Genomic DNA, 17,199 nt, shown 5'->3' with positions numbered 1-17,199 from the left:
CTCACCATTCCGCCACGCTGCCGTCGGCGTGGCGCCAGATCGGGTTGCGCCAGCGATGGCCCACGGCCGCGCGCTCGGCGACGTATTCCTCGTTGACCGAGATGCCGAGGCCGGGGCCGCCGGGAATCGTCACGAAGCCGTCGTTGTAGGCGAACACGCTGCGGTCATGCACGTAGTCGAGCAGGTCGTTGCCCGCGTTGTAGTGGATGCCCAGGCTCTGTTCCTGGATGAAGGCGTTGTGGCAGACCGCATCGAGCTGCAGGTTCGCCGCCAGCGCGATCGGCCCCAGCGGGCAATGCAGCGCGAGCGCCACGTCGTAGGCTTCGGCCATCGCGGCGATCTTGCGCGTTTCGGTGATGCCGCCGGAGTGCGAGGGATCGGGCTGGATGATGTCCACGCCGCCCATCTGCAGCACGCGCTTGAAGTCGTAGCGCGTGTACAGGCGCTCGCCGAGCGCGATGGGCGCGGGCGAGATGGCGGCGAGTTCCGGCAGCGCTTCCAGGTGATCGGACAGCACCGGCTCTTCGATGAACATCAGCTTGAACGGCGCGAGCTCGCGCATCAGCACCTTGGCCATCGGCTTGTGCACGCGGCCGTGGAAATCGAGGCCGATGCCGACATGCGGGCCCACCGCCTCGCGGATGGCCTGCACGTTGGCGATGACCTGCTCGACCTTGTCGTAGGTGTCGACATACTGCAGCTCTTCCGTCGCATTCATCTTCACGGCGGTGAAGCCGCGGGCTACGGCATCCCTTGCCTGGCGTGCCGTGTCGGCAGGCCGGTCGCCGCCGATCCACGAGTACACGCGGATGCGATCGCGCACCGGTCCGCCAAGCAACTGGTGCACGGGCTGGCCCAGGTCCTTGCCCTTGATGTCCCACAACGCCTGGTCGATGCCGGCGATCGCGCTCATCAGCACCGGTCCGCCGCGATAGAAGCCGCCGCGGTACATCACGCTCCACAGGTCTTCGATGTGGCGCGGATCCTTGCCGACCAGGTAGTCGGAAAGCTCCTCCACGGCGGCCGCCACGGTATGCGCGCGGCCTTCCACGATCGGTTCGCCCCAGCCGACGATGCCGGCATCGGTTTCGATGCGAAGGAACAGCCAGCGCGGGGGAACGATGTAGGTGGTGAGGCGGGTGATCTTCATGCAGGCGATCCTTGTGAAGCGAGGTGACGCTGCCACGCGTCGGCGAACTCGCGCGCGCGGACGGCAACGTCGCCGGCCGGCCGGCCGGGCGCGTAGAGGGAAGAACCGATGCCGAAACCGGTCGCACCGGCGGCGAGCCAGGTCGTCATGTTGTCCGGCGAGATGCCGCCGACGGGGAGCACGGCGGTGCCCGCGGGCAACACGGCGCGCCATGCCTTCAGCCCGGCCGGGCTGGCCTGTTCGGCAGGGAAGAGTTTCAGCGCATCGGCCCCGGCGGCCAGCGCGGCGAAGGCTTCGGTGGGCGTGGCGACGCCGGGCACGCAATAGAGGCCCGCCTGCTTGGCAGCACGGATCACGGCGACGTCGGCATGCGGCATCACCACCAGTCGACCGCCCGCGTCCGCAACGTCCTTGACCTTGACCGGATCGAGCACGGTGCCGGCGCCGACGAGATAGTCATCGCCCAGCGCGTCGACCAGGCGGCGGATGCTGGCGAACGGCTGCGGTGAATTGAGCGGCACTTCCAGCATGCGGAAGCCCGCGCCGACGAGCGCGCGGCCGACATCGACGGATTCGTCGGGCGTGAGTCCGCGCAGGATCGCAACAAGGGGGAGGGGTTCAAGCCAGGCTTTCATGGGGTCATGCCGCTGCGAGAGGGGAAACCAGGCCGGCCGCGGCGGCGATGCGCCAGAGGCCTAGTGCCGTGGTGTTGTCGGGAGCCGCATCGATGTCGATGCCGAAGATGGCGGCGGCTTTCAGATAGCGTTCGCACAGCGCGCCTTCGCCCACCATCCGTGTCGGCGTGAGCGGGTCGGCCCAGCCGGCGGCGAGCGCGATGCGCAGCTCATCGCCGATCAGCAGGCCCGACAGGTAGTCGGCCACCGAAGAGGGCGGCAGCACGCCGTCGAGCATCAGCGCGCGCGCCGAAAACACGCGTGACAACGCGCCGGCGGCGCCGCTGTCGCGCGCGCAGACCACGCCGCCATGGAACGCCTGCTCGTCGTCGCCGCTTTCAGGCAGTTGGGCGCCGAGGATCGAATGCTGCAGCAGCACGCCATACAACTCGCCCGTCATGACCGTCGCGAAGCCGGTGACCGCCCCGTCGCGCAGCGACACCCATTTGCTGTGCGTGCCGGGCAGCAGCAGGCAGCCGCGTTGCCCGATCGAGGGCGTGGCGGCGAGCGCGCCGGCCACCTGGGTTTCTTCGCCGCGCATCACGTCCGGCCGCTGCGGATCACGCAGGCCCGGCACCAGGTGGACGCGGCGGCCGCCCGGTGTCTCAAGCCGCGCCAGCGCGCCGGCGAGCCGGTCGACACTGGTGGGCGTATCGAGATACGGCACCTCCCGCCAGCCGTTGCGGCTGCCGACCATGCCGCATGCCAGCACGGGCACGTCGGGCCAATGCTGCACGGCCTGCGCGAAGGCTTCGGCGAAACCGCCCTCGGGCAGGCGCCGGATGCCATGCGCAAACGCGCGTTTCTCCTCGACCTCTCCCTGGGCGTCGTAGCGGTAGGCACGCAGGTGCGTGCTGCCCCAGTCGAGGCCGATGAGCGACGTCGTCACGCGCTGGCCTTCTTGCGGGTACGGCTGCTGCGACTGCGCTGCAGGTTGGTGTGCGAGTCCACGATCATGCTCTGCATGGTCTTGCGCGCCACTTCCGGCTGCTTGCGGCGGATCGCCTCGAGCACCTTCTGGTGGTACGGCAGCGAATACTTGAAGTTGCCGGCATTGCGCGCCGACAGCGTGAAGAACGTGCCGAGCGCGGTTTCGATCACCGAGAACAGCGACTGCATCAGTTCATTGCCGGTGGCGTGCAGCACGGCGTCATGGAACAAAAGGTCGGCGTGCGACCACTCGTCCAGCGTCTGCGCGGCGTCCATCGCGTTGTAGGCTTCTTCGATCGCGGCCAGCTGCGGCGCGGTGCGCCGGCGCGCGGCAGCGGCGGCGGCGGCGGGTTCGATGATCTCGCGCATCTCCACCAGCTTGTCGACGAAGTCATCGGTCGGCATGGAGGCGCAGCGCCAGGCGAGCACGTCGGCGTCGAGCTGGTTCCAGTAGCGCTCTTCCAGCACGCGCGCGCCGACGCCCGTGCGCGACTCGATCAGTCCCTTGGCGGAAAGCACCTTGAGCGCCTCGCGCAATGCGGTGCGGCTGACCTGCAGGCTCTCGGCCAGGGTCTCTTCGCGCGGCAGGATCTCGCCGGGCTTCACCTTGCCGCTGACGATGCGCTGCCCCAGTTCGTGCATGACATGCCCGTACAGGCTGCGAACTGCGATCGGCTTCTTCATGAAATCCTCTGACCCCCGGTTCTGGCGACATGCGCCCGTACGTGCGCGGGCGATGATCGGCGCCCGAATCATTTGTCATACAAACGGACTATAAGCAAGTTGCTCGGCGCCTGCCAAGCTGTTTTGCATCGTTTCTTCGTGCGGACACGCCGACATGGCGGTTCGCGATCCAAACGCGCCATGACGCAATGCAGAAACTTCCTGCCTGGATCGCCAGCGGACATGACGCCCGTGTTTCCGGTTCACCGCACGAAAACCGCGTCGTGGCGGACCGTTGATCATGCCAGTGTCCGCAATGCCGCATCGCACAAAGGAAAATTCCGGTGACCAGGAACACTTGCACGATAATCATACAATGTGATTGCATGCCGCCACTCGTGATACATCGAAGGGGATGCTGGGGACATGCAGCGTGCAGGTTTGATGGCTTCGATTCTCTGGCTGGCGACGTTGTCCGCGGCACACGCGGCGACTGACGCCAGGCGCGAAACATTCGGCACCACGCCCGACGGCAGGCACGTCGATGCGGTGGTGTTGAGCAACACCCATGGCACCAGGGCGCGCATCATCGCGCTGGGCGCCAGCCTGCAGTCGCTCGAAGTGGCCGACCGCAACGGCCACGTCGCGAACATCGCGCTCGGCTACGCATCGCTGGACGGCTACCTGAGCAAGCCCCAGTACTTCGGCGCCACGGTGGGCCGCTATGCGAACCGTATCGCCAAGGGACACTTCGTGCTCGACGGCAAGCCGTACAGCGTGCCCGTCAATGACGGCGCCAATTCGCTGCACGGCGGCACGCGCGGCTTCGACAAGGTGCTGTGGACCGTCGGCGAAGTGAAGCACGACGCCGGCAAGGCCAGCGTGACGCTGAGCTACGTGAGCCCCGACGGCGACATGGGTTACCCGGGCGAGCTGAAGGTCAGCGCTACCTACACGCTGGACGAGGACAACCGCCTCGCCATCGACTATCGCGCCACCACCAGCAAGACGACCATCGTGAACCTCAGCAACCACGCCTACTGGAATCTCTCCGGCGAAGGCTCGGGCAGCGTGATGGACGAGCGCCTCACCATCGCCGGCGATGCGTACCTGCCGGTGGACGCGGGTTCCATCCCCACCGGCGAGATCCGCAAGGTCGATGGCACGCCGTTCGATTTCCGCCAGGGCAAGCCGATTGGCCGCGACATCCGCAGCAACGATCCGCAGCTGCTCAACGGCCGCGGCTACGACCACAACTGGGTGATCAGCCGCGAAGAAGCAACGACACCGCGGGTGGTCGCGCGGGTGGAAGACCCGGCGTCGGGCCGCGTGATGACGTTGAAGTCGGCCAAGCCGGGCCTGCAGTTCTATTCGGGCAATTTCCTCGACGGCACCACCGTCGGCACCGGCGGCCACGTCTATCGCCAGGGCGACGCCTTCGTGCTGGAACCGCAGCTTTACCCGGACACGCCGAACCAGGCGTCGTTCGGTTCGGCCCGGCTGGAGCCGGGTCATGAGTACCGCAACCTGATCGTGTACGAGTTCACCACCGAATCGGCGCGCGGAGCGCGCTGACGCACCGAGTCACCGACGCAAGGGCGCCCGCGAGGGCGCTCACGGGGCCGCTTTGTCTCGCGACAGCGCAGCCAGGCGTCAAACCATGCTTCGCGCGGAGGACCGCGCGATCCAAGAAGGAGAGCTATGAAGTACGCACTACTGGCCATGGCGATGGGACTGGCGGCAACATTCGCCGCGCCGACGCAGGCGCGCGAAGCCTCCGGTCGCTGGACGCCGGCCGAAGCCAAGGCCTGGTACGACAAGCAGTCGTGGACGCTGGGCAGCAACTACGTACCGGCAAACGCCATCAACGAGCTGGAGATGTGGCAGGCCGACACGTTCGACGCCGCGCGCATCGACCTGGAGCTTGGCTGGGCGCAGAAGCTGGGCATGAACACCATGCGCGTGTTCCTGCACGACCTGCTGTGGCAGCAGGATCCGGCCGGGTTCAAGCAGCGCATCGATCGTTTCCTCGCGATCGCGGCCAAGCACGACATCAAGCCGATCTTCGTGCTGTTCGATTCGTGCTGGGATCCGGAGCCGAAGCTGGGTCCGCAGCGTCCGCCGATCCCCGGCGTGCACAACTCCGGCTGGGTGCAGAGCCCCGGCGTGGCGATGACCGATCCGAGCCAGTACCCGCGATTCGAGCGGTACGTGAAGGACATCGTCGGCAGCTTCGGCAAGGACAACCGCGTCCTCGCCTGGGACGTGTGGAACGAACCGGACAACCCGGGTGGCGGCAACTACGATCCCAAGGAGCCGAAGGACAAGGTGGCGCTGGTCGCCAAGCTGCTGCCGCAGGTATTCACCTGGGCGCGCAGCGCGTCGCCGATGCAGCCGCTCACCAGCGGCGTGTGGCATGACGACGACTGGTCCGATCCGTCCAAGCTCAATGCGGTGGAACGCACCCAGCTCGAGCAGTCCGACGTGATCAGCTTCCACAACTACGGCTGGCCGGAAGAGTTCGCCAGTCGCGTGCGGCAGCTTAAGGGTTACGGACGTCCGTTGATCTGCACCGAATACATGGCGCGCGGCGCGGGCTCGACCATCGACGGCGTATTGCCGCTGGCCAAGAAGCTCGATGTCGGCATGGTGAACTGGGGCTTCGTGGAGGGCAGGTCGCAGACCATCATGCCGTGGGATTCCTGGCTGCGCCCGTACACGCAGCAGCCACCGACGCTGTGGTTCCACGACCTGTTGCATGGCGATGGCACGCCCTATCGCCAACGCGAAGCCGAGATTCTCCGCGCGCTGTCCCACGCGCCGCGCGGCGTAGTGCCTGCGGAAGCGGTGATGGTTCCCGCGCAGGCCACCAGCAAGACGCAGTGATGCACGCCTTATCCATTTGCCGTCCCACAACGGCATCGCACAACGACAGCTGCCGGCCCAACCGGCGGCACACGACCGACCTCTGAGGGGAGGCTTCACCCATGTATCGCCATCGCATTCCCATGACCCTGCTCGCGACGATGATCGCCGCGGCCTTCGCCACCGCCCACGCGGCCGACGCGCCGACGCCGGCGCCGGCCGACCAGCAGCAGACCACCGACGCGCAGTCCGCCGACGCACAGGCCAACCAGTCCGGCGCGCAGAAAAAGCCGGGCACCAGCGGCACCGAAGCGTCCACGCAGAACGCCGTGAACCTCTCCGGCGTGGTGGTGACGCCGCTGCGCGAAAGCTTGCAGAGCGCACAGTCGATCAAGCAGGACTCGCGCATGATCGTCGACTCGATCGTCGCCGAAGACATCGGCAAGCTGCCGGACAACAGCGTGGCCGACGCCATGCAGCGCATCACCGGCGTGCAGATCGCGCAGGGTTTCCAGGGCGAGACCAACTCGGTGGTGATCCGCGGCCTGCCCAATGTCATCACCACCTTGAACGGCCGCGAGATCTTCAGCGGCGTGGGTCGTTCGTTCGCGTTCCAGAACCTGCCGGCGACGGCGGTGAAGACCGTGCAGGTCTACAAGACCAGCGAGGCCAGCCTGCCGACCGGTGGCATCGCCGGCCTGGTGGACATGCAGCTCTATCGTCCGTTCGATTTCGACGGCCCCAAGGCGGCCGCCACCTTCACCGAAACGCACAGCAAGTACGGCGACCACAATGATCCCAACGGCAGCCTGCTGCTCAGTGATCGCTGGAAGACCGACATCGGCGAGTTCGGCGCCCTGGTGAACGTGGGCTACGACAAGCAGCACTACGCCTACAACGCCGTGTGGAACGACTTCCCGAAGGTGCTGACCGGCGCCAACGGCACGCCGATCCGCACGGGTGACGGCAACCTCATCTCCATGCCCAACGGCTTCGGCGCCGACTACAACATCGGCGACCGTACGCGCCAGGAGTTCAACTACGCGTTGCAGTGGAAGCCCAACGACAGCACCGAGGTCTACGTCGAAGGCCTCTACGACTGGGATTCGGACAGCTACAACCAGCCGTTCTACTTCAGTTTCCCGGTGGGTTCGGTCGATCCGACCTCGGTGACCGTGGGCAACCATTGCTACGCCAACCAGCTGACCGGTTCGCCGTACCAGGGCCAGACCATCTGCGACGCCACCAGCGGCAGCTGGACCGGCAACACCTATGCGGCCACCAGCACGCAGGCGCACCAGCAGTGGGGCCACGACATCCAGAACTCGATCGGCGCGAAGTGGCACGGCGACCGCCTGAACCTGTCCACCGACCTGTCGTTCAACTCCAGCTCGTTCCATGACCAGACCTTCATCGTCGACACCTTCCTTAAGGCGCCGGTGACCACGGTGTGGAACGGCGGCAACAGCTGGGCGCTCGCGGGCAACCCGGCCAACGATCCGTCGCAGTACTACCTCAACGGCCTGTTCCAGACCTGGAACAACCAGCGCGGCACGCAGACCGCCTGGCGCGGCGACGGCACCTACGACCTCAACGGCAGCTTCTTCCAGTACGTGGATTTCGGCCTGCGCTATTCGGACCACAAGGCCGAGTACACGGGCAGCGTGGAAGTGTCCACGCCGCCGCCAGGCGGCACGGGCGCCATCTCGGCCAACCCGAATCCGGCCAACCAGGTGATCGCGCGCTTCCCTAACGGCTACTTCTGCAACCAGCCGAGTACCGATGCGATCCCGGCCACCTGGTTGAGCGGCTGCTACAACTTCCTCGTCAACAACGCCGACGCGATCCGCACGCTCTACGGCCTGCCGACGGGCCTGGCGCCGGTAAACCCGGGTCGTTACTACCAGATCGACGAGAAGTCGTACTCGGGCTATTTCCAGTTCGCCTACGGCAACGAGATGTTCGGGCTGCCGTACGACGGCCTGCTGGGCATGCGCATCGAACGCGTGAAGCGCAACCTCGATGCGTTCTCGTATGACGCCTCGACCAACATCTACACGCCGCTGTCGGCGAACACCAGCTCGCCGGTGTACCTGCCGAACGCCAGCTTCAACCTGCACATCAAGGACAACCTGCAGCTGCGACTGGTGGCGGCCAAGACGCTCACCTACCCGGGCTTCGGCCAGCTCAACCCGTCGTTGTCGCTCAACCCGGGCACCATCAACCGGGCCGGCGTCGCCAGCAGCGGCAACCCGGACCTGAAGCCGATCAAGTCGAACAACTACGACGCTTCGCTGGAGTGGTACTTCGCGCCGGCCAGCTACATCAGCGGCGGCCTGTTCTACCGCGACATCAACGGCTACATCCAGAACTACGTGACGGACGTGACCATCGGTGGCCAGCCATACCAGCTCAACTCGCCGCAGAGCGCGGGCTCGGGCCACCTGTTTGGCGGTGAATTCGCGTACCAGCAGTTCTTCGACTTCCTGCCGGAACCCTTCAACGGCCTGGGCGCGCAGCTCAACTACACCTACATCGACGGCTCCACCCGTTCGCCGCAGTACATCGGCGGCCCGGTGGTCACCTCGCCGCTGCAGAACGTGTCGAAGAACAACGGCAACGCGGTGCTGATGTATGAAAAGTACGGCTGGTCCGCGCGTCTTGCCTACAACTACCGCAGCCGCTTCATCGATGGCTTCAACCAGCCGACCGTGGCGGGCGTGAACGACGAGATCAAGCCGGCCAACCAGGTGGACTTCTCGCTCGGCTACGACATCAACCAGTACTTCACCGTGGTGTTCAACGCGACCAACATCCTTGGCGCGGACCTGCACCAGTACTGGGGTGACGGCAACACCCGTCCGCGCGACGTGCGCTACCAGGACCGCACCTACGGCCTGGGCGTCCGCTTCAAGATGTAACGCTCTCTCCCACTTGGCGGGCGACGGTTGGCAACGCCGTCGTTCCGCCAGTTTTTTTTGGAGGGCAGGGCGCCTGCGTCGACACCGAGGAGCACGCATGAAGATCGCAACAACGCCGCTGGCCACGCTGGTGCTGGCTGTTTCGCTGGCCTGTGCCGCGCATGCCCAGGATGCGCCCAGGCAGGCGCAGGGCACGCGCCTGGCCGATGGCACAGGTTACGTGTCCATCGCGCGCGTGGAGCATGGCCCGGCGCAGGATCGTGGCCGCCTGCTGATGGTGTTCGAGCAGGACGGCATGGGCGGCATCCCCTTGTGGGAAAGCCGCGACCGCGGCGATACCTGGCATTTCCTGATGAACGTCACCGACCAGGCGCATGCCTCGGATCGGAACTGGCAGCTGCGCTGGCAGCCGCATATCACCGAGCTGGAGCGCGCGGCGGGCGATCTGCCGGCGGGCACGCTGGTGCTGTCGGCCAACGCGACCGGCAACGATGCGAAGGGCCACGTGGTCACCGAAGACCTGCAGGTGTACGTATCGCAGGACGGCGGCAAGACCTGGCGTTACCGCAGCTCCATCGTGAAGGGTGGCGGGCGACCGGAAGACAAGGACAACAAGGGCGTGTGGGAGTCCAACATCCACGTGCTCGACGACGGCCGCCTGGTGGCCTATTACTCCACCGAGCAGCACAAGGCCGAGGGCTACAACCAGCTGCTGGCGCACAAGGTCTCCAATGACGGCGGCCGGCACTGGGAACAGGAAGTACGCGACGTGGCGATTCCCGGCGGCGTGCAGCGTCCCGGCATGGCCATCGTCACGCGCCTGCCCGACAAGCGTTATGCGATGACCTACGAGAACATCGACGGTCCCGACAACGGCCAGGTGTTCATCAAGTTCAGTCGCGACGGCCTCGACTGGGGCGATCCGCAACGGCATGGCGAACCGGTGATGACGCTGTCGGGCTTCTGGCCCGCCGCCTGCCCGGTGGTGCGCTGGTTCCCGCTGGGCGGGCCCGAAGGCGTGATCGTCGTTTCGGCGCAGCGCGCCGGCGGCGGTGGCGACGAAGGTGGCCGCACGCTGTACTGGAACAATGCCTCGGGCCGCGGCCCCTGGTGGGAAGTGCGCGCGCCGGTGCAGAAGATCACCGGCAACATCCACGCCGGCTGGACGCAGGAGCTCCTGCTGCGCGACGACGGCAGCCTGCTGCACGTCACCAGTTCGTCGGTGGCCGACGCGCCGACGCATGCCTCGCGCAACGAGATCCTCTATCGCGCGGCGACGCTGCGCTTCGACCGCTATGAAGCGGAGGATGCGTCGTTTACCGGTGCGGTGGCGGTGCCCGATCCCAAGGCTTCCAACCTGCGCAAGGCGCGCCTGGGTGCGGGTCCGCAGGCGCGGCTGCGCTTCGTGGTCAACAGCACGGGTGGCACGCATGCGCTCACCCTGCGCTATGCCGATCTCGGTCTCGCGGCGCAGCCCGCGTTGGTGGTCAACGGTGCGCGCATCGCCACGCCGCGCGCGGGTGACACGCCGGACAGCTGGCACGAGATCAGCGTGCAGGCGAACCTGCTGCCGGGCTTCAACACCATCGATGTCGATGGCGGCGAACACGTGCTCGACGTCGACTACCTTCAGGTGGACGGCCAGGCACCGGCGGGCAAGTCGTGATGCGCGCCATGCGAACAGCGTTTGCACTGGCTTGCCTCGTCGTGGCTGCCCCGGCATTCGCGGCGGCTGCCAAACCGCAGGGTCCGCTGCTGCCTTCGGGCCCTGATCCGTGGGTGGCGCAGCGCGATGGCGTCTACTACTACACCAACACCCAGGGCGATCGCATTTCGCTGTGGAAGACCACCGACCTCGCGCGCCTGGGCGAGGCCAGGCCGGTGATCGTGTGGCGTGCGCCCGCGCAAGGTCCCAACTCCGCGTCCGTGTGGGCCCCCGAGCTGCACTACCTCGACGGCAAGTGGTACCTGTACTACACGGCCGTGGACAAGGCACACACGGGATGATGCGCATCGCCACGTCTTCGTGCTGGAGAACGCCTCGGCCGACCCCACGCAGGGCGAATGGATCGACAAGGGCATGCTGAAGACGCACCTGTCGGGCATCGACGGCACGGTGTTCGACCACGGCGGCAAGCGCTACTTCGTGTATTCCGCCTACGTGGGGGATCACAGCGACCTGGTCATCGCGCCGATGAGCAACCCGTGGACACTGGGCGAGCCGCAGGTGGACATCGCGCATCCCACGTATGCATGGGAAATGCAGGGCGGCCGCAAGATCCTCGAAGGGCCCGAGTTCCTCAAGGGCCCTGGCGGCAAGGTGTTCCTCAGCTATTCGGCAAGCGCGTGCTGGTCCGACGACTATGCGCTGGGCCTGCTCGAAGCCCATGGCGACGGCAACTTGCTGGACCCTTCCTCGTGGCGCAAGTCGCCAGCGCCGGTGCTGCATGGCTCGGCGGAGCGCGGCGTGTATGCCACGGGACACAACGGGTTCTTCAAGGCGCCGGATGGGCAGGACTGGATCATCTATCACGCCAACGGTGGCCCGGACTGGAAGTGCACCGCGCGCCGCGCGCCATATATCGAGCCGTTCCATTGGAGCCCGCAGGGCACGCCGGTCTTCGACGGCACGCGCTGAGCCGGATGCGTGGTCACCTGGACGTCGCGGCGTCGAGCCGCGACGCCAGCTCGACGCTACGCGGCGCGGCCAATCCACCGAAGCGCAGGTCGATATCCTGCAATTGGGTGCGCGCGTGGTTGCCGTCACCGCGCGCCAGCGAGGCCTCGACTGCGTCCAGTTGTTCGCCGAGTTCCTTGTCCATGCGCGCACGGCACGCCGTGAGGGGCGTCGCGTCGTCCGCAACATGGCGCTCCAGTGATTCCAGCGCGCGGTCGAACGCCGACGGATCGGCGATCTCGTGGCCGGTCCACGGTATGGTCCGCGCGTCGATGTCGGTGATGCACCACTGCTTCAGCGACTGGCGGCTTTGTCGATCGGCTTGCTGGCGCGCGGTGTCGGTGGCGCCCGTGAGGTAGACCACCCGGGTCGATGCCTGGAACTGTTCGAGCAGGTCGCGCGGCGGCAGCGGCACCTGCTGGCCGAGCACGTCGCTGCCGGCGTCGAGCAGCACGCCGTGGAACAGGTCCGCATAGCCGAGCGCCAGGCGCAGCGCCACGCGCGAGCCGCCGGAAAAACCGCCGATGAACACCCGCCGTGGGTCGATGTGGTAACGCGACATCGCGTTGGCGGCACCGAGCAACGCCAGTGGCTCGCGACGATCGAGCACATCCTCGTCGTTGCCGGATTCGGCGGCGGTGACAAGCACGATGCCGCGCCGCTCCAGCACGGGAATCCAGGTGAGCGGAATGCGCGCTTCGTCCCAGGGTGGCACGAACACCATCAGCGCGTAACCTTCCGGTGGCGCATGCGTGGGCACGTAGACGGTGAAGCGCTCCTTCGAAAGATCGATCGGCTGTTCGCGGATGGTGATGCCGGTCGCATGGGCCTGTTGCCGGATGCGCTGGCCGTTGAGGGGGCTCACCAGTCGACGGATAAGCTGGGAGCTGGTGGCGAAATCGGGGTACTGGTCGAACACCATGTCCCGATGCAGGCCGGTGACGTCGCCCGTGGCATCGCCGGCCACGGCCATGCAGGAGGCCAGTCCGAACAGGGACGCGAGCAATGCGCGGCAGGTCATGCCATGAGGCTAGCATCGAAGGCCGGGCCCGGCGTGTCACGGCAATTTCTTGCGACGCGACTATCATGCGCGATTGGCCTGTCACCAAGGGATTGCCCATGCCGTTTCCGTCGCTGCGCGCGCCACGCGTGCTGTTGCTGGCTTCGTTTCCGCTGATCACCGCCTGTGCCAGCCAGGCCGTCGCGCCGCCCGCCGTGCACGCCACCGTCATCGACGTACCGGCTATCCAGCGGCCCGGCGGCGAAACCCCGCAGTGGTGGTTCCGCAACGGCGCGGCCGCGGCTGCGCAGCTCGCCGCGCAAGCGAACACTGGTGGGCAGCACGCCAGGAACGTCATCGTCTTCCTTGGCGATGGCATGAGCCTGCCCACCATCGCCGCGGCACATGTACGCGCGGGACAACGCCAGGGCCTGGACGGCGAGAGCTACCGCCTGAGCTTCGAGCGTTTTCCGTTCAGCGCCTTGAGCCGCACCTACGAGACCGACCAGCAGACGCCCGACTCGGCCGGCACCATGACCGCCATCATGAGCGGCGTGAAGACGCGCGCAGGTTTCATCGGCGTATCGCAGGTGCCGCGTCGCCAGGACTGCGCCGCCACGCATGGGCAGGAGCTGGTGAGCACGCTGGAACTCGCCGCCGCCGCGGGCATGGGCACGGGCGCGATCACCACCACGCGCATCACGCATGCCACGCCAGCGGCGACCTACGGTCATCTGCCCGAGCGCAACTGGGAAGTGGATGCCGACCTCACCGCCGATGCCAAGGCGCAGGGCTGCAAGGATTTCGCCGCGCAGCTGGTCGATTTCCCCGCTGCCGGCGGACTTACCGTCGCCCTGGGCGGCGGCCGCACCGAGTTCATGCGCGCGGGCGAGGACGATCCGGTCGAACGCGGCGTGGTCGGCCAGCGCCTGGACGGCCGCGACCTGATCGGTGAGTGGAAACAGCATCACCCGGATGGCGCTTATGTGTGGAACCGCCAGCAGCTGCTGGCGCTGGATCCGGCGAAGACACCGCGCCTGCTCGGGCTGTTCAATCCCTCGCATCTCAACTACGAGCACGAGCGCACCACCGGCAAGCTGGACGAGCCCAGCCTCGCCGAGATGACCACGCGCGCCATCGACGTGCTGAAGCAGAATCCGAACGGCTTCTTCCTGATGGTGGAGGGTGGCCGCATCGATCATGCGTTGCACGGTGGCAACGCGTACCGCGCGCTGGATGAGACCATCGCGTTCGCCGATGCCGTGCAGGCGGCGCTGCAGCATACCGATCCTGGCAATACGTTGATCGTGGTCACCGCCGATCACAGCCACACCATGACCTTCGCCGGCTACCCCAGGCGCGGCAACGATATCCTGGGCCTGGTGCAGGGCCACACCGACAGCTACGACGAGGAAGGCGGCGCCGGGCTCGCCCGCGATGCGGCGGGGCGTCCGTACACCACGCTGGGTTTCGCCAACGGACCGGGCTACACCGGTGCCAGCGACATGCAGCCCGAGGGCAGCAAGCGCTTCCCGCACAATCCGCGCGACTACTCGTACAACACCAAGGGTCGCCCCGACCTCAGCAAGGCAAAGACCAGCGATCCGGACTACATGCAGGAGGCCATCCTGCCGATGAAGGCGGAAACGCATGGCGGCGAGGACGTGGCGATCTTCGCCAACGGGCCGGGCGCCGCCGCGTTCCACGGCGAGCTGGAGCAGAACGCGATCTTCCACGTGATCGTGCAGCACGCACCGCTACTTCGCGACGAACTCTGCAAGCTGGGAAGCTGCAACACCGATGGCATGCCGGTGGACCGGCCGACTTACGAGGCGTGGCTGAAGCAGGTGGGTGCGGGAAAGCGTTGAGCCCGTCACACCCGCCACCTTGTGGGAGCGCACCCTGTGCGCGACCGCGGTGCCTGGGCACGACCCAGTCGACGGATGTCTACCGACTCCGGCCTTGCCAGCCCGAGGGCAGCTCATCGTCGCGCACAGGGTGCGCTCCCACACAATGGCCTGGTGGCGGCTCAGCTGTTGTAGGAGCGCACCCAGTGCGCGATCGCAGGGTTGCGATCGCGCGCGGGTGTTCCCTTTCGCCCTTGCATCCCCGCGCGGACATGGGCGGTTCGCGGGATCCCATCGCGCACTGGGTGCGCTCCTACAGGGAGGGCTTTATCTGGCTCTCGCCATACGGCGGATGCCACACACCCTTCGCATAGTCGATCGCCATGCGCATATAGCCTTCCGAGTAACGCGTGGAGACGCGCTCGCCTTTCGCATCGGTTTCGAATTCCGTCATGCCGTGCTCGGCCTTCGGGAACACCGCGGTGGTGACGGGAAGCCCGCCTGCCTGCAGCGAGGCCAGGCGGCGCAGCGTTTCCCCGCTCGGCGCGTCGATATCCAGTCCACCCAGCATCCACAGCTGCGGCGTGTGCAGCTTGCGCAGCACGGCCATGGAGTCGTAGTGCCACGGCGTGTGGAACATGTACGCCTTGCCCTTCTCGCGGATGTCCGCATCGCTCATGGGCAGCACGAGATAGCTGAAGTCGCCGCGCACGTCCTTGTACCAGGGCTCCTTGCTGTATTTGGCGCGCGCCGCGTCGAGCTGGTCGAAGCCTTGCGTCAGCCCGCTGGAAAGGATGAGGCCGATGGCGTCGGACAGTTCCCAGGCCTTGTCGATCACCGACTGGTGATAGCCTTTCAGCTTCAGCTGGAAGGCCACGGCTTCACGGTCTTCCTCCAGCGGCGAGATGGCGAGGCCGTAGCCGACGATCACGAAGTCCACCTTGGTGCGTGTCGCGGCCAGCGGCGCCACCCAGCCGCCCTGCGAGCCGCCGCGGAAGCCCGTGCGGGACGCACGCGCACCGGCGAGCCTGCGGGCCGCGTTCATGGCGGCCACGGCGTCGTTCGCCAGCACGCTGTAGTCCTGCGTGTACTCGCCGGCCGAATCGCCGGTACCGCGCTTGTCGTACACGAACGCGCCCACGCCTTCCGCCGGCAACTGCCGCTGCATGGCGTCCCAGGTGCGCGCCGAGTCGTGCTCCGATCCGTGGACCAGCACCACGATGGGCACCTTGCCCGAGCCCGGTGGAAGAATCAGCCGCCCCGCCAGTCGCGTGCCGCCGTCGCCGGCGAAGACCGTCTCGCGCACGTCCAGCGGAATGCGTTTGGCGGCCATGCCACCGAAGGTCAGGTCGCCCTTGGCGCAGTCGGTGAACACCACATCCTTGCCATCGGGCCGGTCGGTCCAGCCGAACGTGCTCTTCCAGCTGTCGTCATGCTCGCGGCGCAACTTGCCGCTGGCGCCGTCGATGCGCCGCCAGCGCAAGGTGCCCTCGTCGCTGGGCGCGATATCCAGCGATTGCCCATCGGCGAGGCGATAGGCGCCGACGTGGCAATCCGTGGCGGCGGGGGCGCTGGCAAGCAGGGCGGCAAAGAGTAGGGAGAACATGGAATCCGTGTCCTGTCGTAGGTTCCTGCAAACTATCAAGCGCGAGCGAGCCCGCCATTGGCCGCAAGTCACGCCCCTGCCGACAGTCATGCCGGCGCTCGCATGCCGACGGTGTCGCGACGGCGCCTCGGCCATGTCAAGGAAACGACATGCGGCCGGCTCACGATGGGCGATCACCAGGCAGGCATCGCAAGGGAGTGGGCAATGGCCGTAGTTCGTTTAAGCTGGGCTGTCTTCGTCGTGGGTGTGCTGTCCATGGGCCATGTGCAGGCCAACGAAGCGCCGCTGGCGCCGAAGGTGCTGGTGATCGGCCATCGCGGCGCCAGTGCACTGCGTCCTGAACACACGCTGGCCTCCTACGGCAAGGCGATCGCAGACGGCGCCGACTTCATCGAGCCCGACCTGGTGATGACGCGCGACGGCGTGCCGGTGGCGCGCCACGAGAACGAGATCGGCGGCACCACCGACGTGGCGCAGCATCCCGAATTCGCCTCGCGCAAGACCACCAAGGCCATCGACGGGCATCCGGTGAGCGGCTGGTTCACCGAAGACTTCACCCTCGCCGAGCTGAAGACGCTGCGCGCCCGCGAGCGCCTGCCCGAGTTTCGCGGTACGGCTTACGACGGGCAGTTCCAGATACCCACGCTGGACGAGATCATCGATTTCGTCGCCGCTGAATCGGCGACGCGCGGTCGCGTGGTCGGCATCATTCCCGAGATCAAGCACGGCACCTATTTCCACAAGGCCGGCCTGCCGATGGAAGACCGCGTGCTGGCCATCCTCGCTGCGCATGCGTATACGCGGAAGGCGCCGGTGGAGATCCAGTCGTTCGAGATCGCCAACCTGCGCTATCTGCGCGGCAAACT

Annotated in this window: 14 protein-coding genes; 8 read left to right on the top strand and 6 right to left on the bottom strand. The window is 66.8% G+C overall.

The genetic code is table 11. From position 1 onward, the window contains the following. Position 1 precedes the first annotated feature (1 nt). The 4 genes from dgoD to JMF82_RS12905 are packed head-to-tail and all read right to left on the bottom strand — an operon-like array spanning position 2 to position 3,438. The gene (gene dgoD, locus JMF82_RS12920; RefSeq protein WP_201314976.1) at positions 2–1,150 is read right to left on the bottom strand and encodes a galactonate dehydratase; all 1,149 of its coding nucleotides are present in this window, start codon (positions 1,148–1,150) and stop codon (positions 2–4) included. Beyond that, positions 1,147–1,785, bottom strand: a complete 639-nt coding sequence (locus JMF82_RS12915) for a 2-dehydro-3-deoxy-6-phosphogalactonate aldolase (protein ID WP_201314975.1) — start codon at positions 1,783–1,785, stop codon at positions 1,147–1,149. The genes dgoD and JMF82_RS12915 overlap by 4 nt, the downstream gene beginning before the upstream one ends. Positions 1,786–1,789: 4 nt before the next feature. Further along, entirely contained in the window at positions 1,790–2,713 is a 924-nt protein-coding gene (locus JMF82_RS12910) for a 2-dehydro-3-deoxygalactonokinase (RefSeq protein ID WP_201314974.1), read from the bottom strand. Further along, complete coding sequence (locus JMF82_RS12905; RefSeq protein ID WP_201314973.1) at positions 2,710–3,438, bottom strand: FadR/GntR family transcriptional regulator; 729 nt, start codon at positions 3,436–3,438, stop codon at positions 2,710–2,712. The genes JMF82_RS12910 and JMF82_RS12905 overlap by 4 nt, the downstream gene beginning before the upstream one ends. A gap of 423 nt (positions 3,439–3,861) precedes the next feature. Here JMF82_RS12905 and JMF82_RS12900 point away from each other — a divergent pair, with 423 nt between their 5' ends. From JMF82_RS12900 to JMF82_RS22025, 6 genes are all read left to right on the top strand, one after another. Continuing rightward, positions 3,862–4,992, top strand: a complete 1,131-nt coding sequence (locus JMF82_RS12900; RefSeq protein WP_201314972.1) for an aldose epimerase family protein — start codon at positions 3,862–3,864, stop codon at positions 4,990–4,992. A gap of 126 nt (positions 4,993–5,118) precedes the next feature. Further along, positions 5,119–6,303, top strand: a complete 1,185-nt coding sequence (locus JMF82_RS12895; protein ID WP_236585457.1) for a cellulase family glycosylhydrolase — start codon at positions 5,119–5,121, stop codon at positions 6,301–6,303. Positions 6,304–6,404: 101 nt separating this feature from the next. Then, entirely contained in the window at positions 6,405–9,203 is a 2,799-nt protein-coding gene (locus tag JMF82_RS12890; RefSeq protein WP_201314971.1) for a TonB-dependent receptor, read from the top strand. Positions 9,204–9,300: 97 nt separating this feature from the next. Further along, positions 9,301–10,869, top strand: a complete 1,569-nt coding sequence (locus JMF82_RS12885) for an exo-alpha-sialidase (protein WP_201314970.1) — start codon at positions 9,301–9,303, stop codon at positions 10,867–10,869. 8 nt (positions 10,870–10,877) lie between these two features. Further along, complete coding sequence (locus JMF82_RS22030) at positions 10,878–11,210, top strand: family 43 glycosylhydrolase (RefSeq protein WP_236585456.1); 333 nt, start codon at positions 10,878–10,880, stop codon at positions 11,208–11,210. 19 nt (positions 11,211–11,229) lie between these two features. Next, complete coding sequence (locus JMF82_RS22025; RefSeq protein WP_236585455.1) at positions 11,230–11,841, top strand: glycoside hydrolase family 43 protein; 612 nt, start codon at positions 11,230–11,232, stop codon at positions 11,839–11,841. 13 nt (positions 11,842–11,854) lie between these two features. Here the strand turns inward: JMF82_RS22025 and JMF82_RS12875 are convergent, their stop codons facing one another. Then, positions 11,855–12,901: a hypothetical protein gene (locus JMF82_RS12875; protein WP_201314969.1), complete on the bottom strand. Its 1,047-nt coding sequence runs from the start codon at positions 12,899–12,901 to the stop codon at positions 11,855–11,857. A gap of 98 nt (positions 12,902–12,999) precedes the next feature. Here JMF82_RS12875 and JMF82_RS12870 point away from each other — a divergent pair, with 98 nt between their 5' ends. Continuing rightward, the gene (locus JMF82_RS12870; protein ID WP_201314968.1) at positions 13,000–14,748 is read left to right on the top strand and encodes an alkaline phosphatase; all 1,749 of its coding nucleotides are present in this window, start codon (positions 13,000–13,002) and stop codon (positions 14,746–14,748) included. Between the two features lie 292 nt (positions 14,749–15,040). On the opposite strand, the gene JMF82_RS12865 is transcribed toward JMF82_RS12870, so the two are convergent. Then, positions 15,041–16,333: an alpha/beta hydrolase gene (locus tag JMF82_RS12865; protein WP_201314967.1), complete on the bottom strand. Its 1,293-nt coding sequence runs from the start codon at positions 16,331–16,333 to the stop codon at positions 15,041–15,043. Between the two features lie 255 nt (positions 16,334–16,588). Between JMF82_RS12865 and JMF82_RS12860 the strand changes: the two genes are divergently transcribed. Beyond that, positions 16,589–17,199 (top strand): glycerophosphodiester phosphodiesterase family protein (locus JMF82_RS12860; RefSeq protein WP_304487915.1); only part of this gene is annotated, 611 nt, incomplete at its 3' end.

Origin of the sequence: Dyella sp. EPa41 (assembly GCF_016586165.1) — a bacterium.
Taxonomy (GTDB): domain Bacteria; phylum Pseudomonadota; class Gammaproteobacteria; order Xanthomonadales; family Rhodanobacteraceae; genus Dyella.
Note: the sequence above shows the minus strand (reverse complement) of the source record. Positions and strands in the feature narration are given on the sequence as shown.

Coding starts and splice junctions, on each gene's coding strand:
- JMF82_RS12885 (WP_201314970.1), top strand. CDS start 9,301: ATGAAGATCGCAACAACGCCGCTGGCCACGCTGGTGCTGGCTGTTTCG.
- JMF82_RS22030 (WP_236585456.1), top strand. CDS start 10,878: ATGCGAACAGCGTTTGCACTGGCTTGCCTCGTCGTGGCTGCCCCGGCA.
- JMF82_RS12905 (WP_201314973.1), bottom strand. CDS start 3,438: ATGAAGAAGCCGATCGCAGTTCGCAGCCTGTACGGGCATGTCATGCAC.
- JMF82_RS12900 (WP_201314972.1), top strand. CDS start 3,862: ATGGCTTCGATTCTCTGGCTGGCGACGTTGTCCGCGGCACACGCGGCG.
- JMF82_RS12865 (WP_201314967.1), bottom strand. CDS start 16,333: ATGTTCTCCCTACTCTTTGCCGCCCTGCTTGCCAGCGCCCCCGCCGCC.
- dgoD (WP_201314976.1), bottom strand. CDS start 1,150: ATGAAGATCACCCGCCTCACCACCTACATCGTTCCCCCGCGCTGGCTG.
- JMF82_RS12875 (WP_201314969.1), bottom strand. CDS start 12,901: ATGACCTGCCGCGCATTGCTCGCGTCCCTGTTCGGACTGGCCTCCTGC.
- JMF82_RS12870 (WP_201314968.1), top strand. CDS start 13,000: ATGCCGTTTCCGTCGCTGCGCGCGCCACGCGTGCTGTTGCTGGCTTCG.
- JMF82_RS12895 (WP_236585457.1), top strand. CDS start 5,119: ATGAAGTACGCACTACTGGCCATGGCGATGGGACTGGCGGCAACATTC.
- JMF82_RS12890 (WP_201314971.1), top strand. CDS start 6,405: ATGTATCGCCATCGCATTCCCATGACCCTGCTCGCGACGATGATCGCC.
- JMF82_RS12915 (WP_201314975.1), bottom strand. CDS start 1,785: ATGAAAGCCTGGCTTGAACCCCTCCCCCTTGTTGCGATCCTGCGCGGA.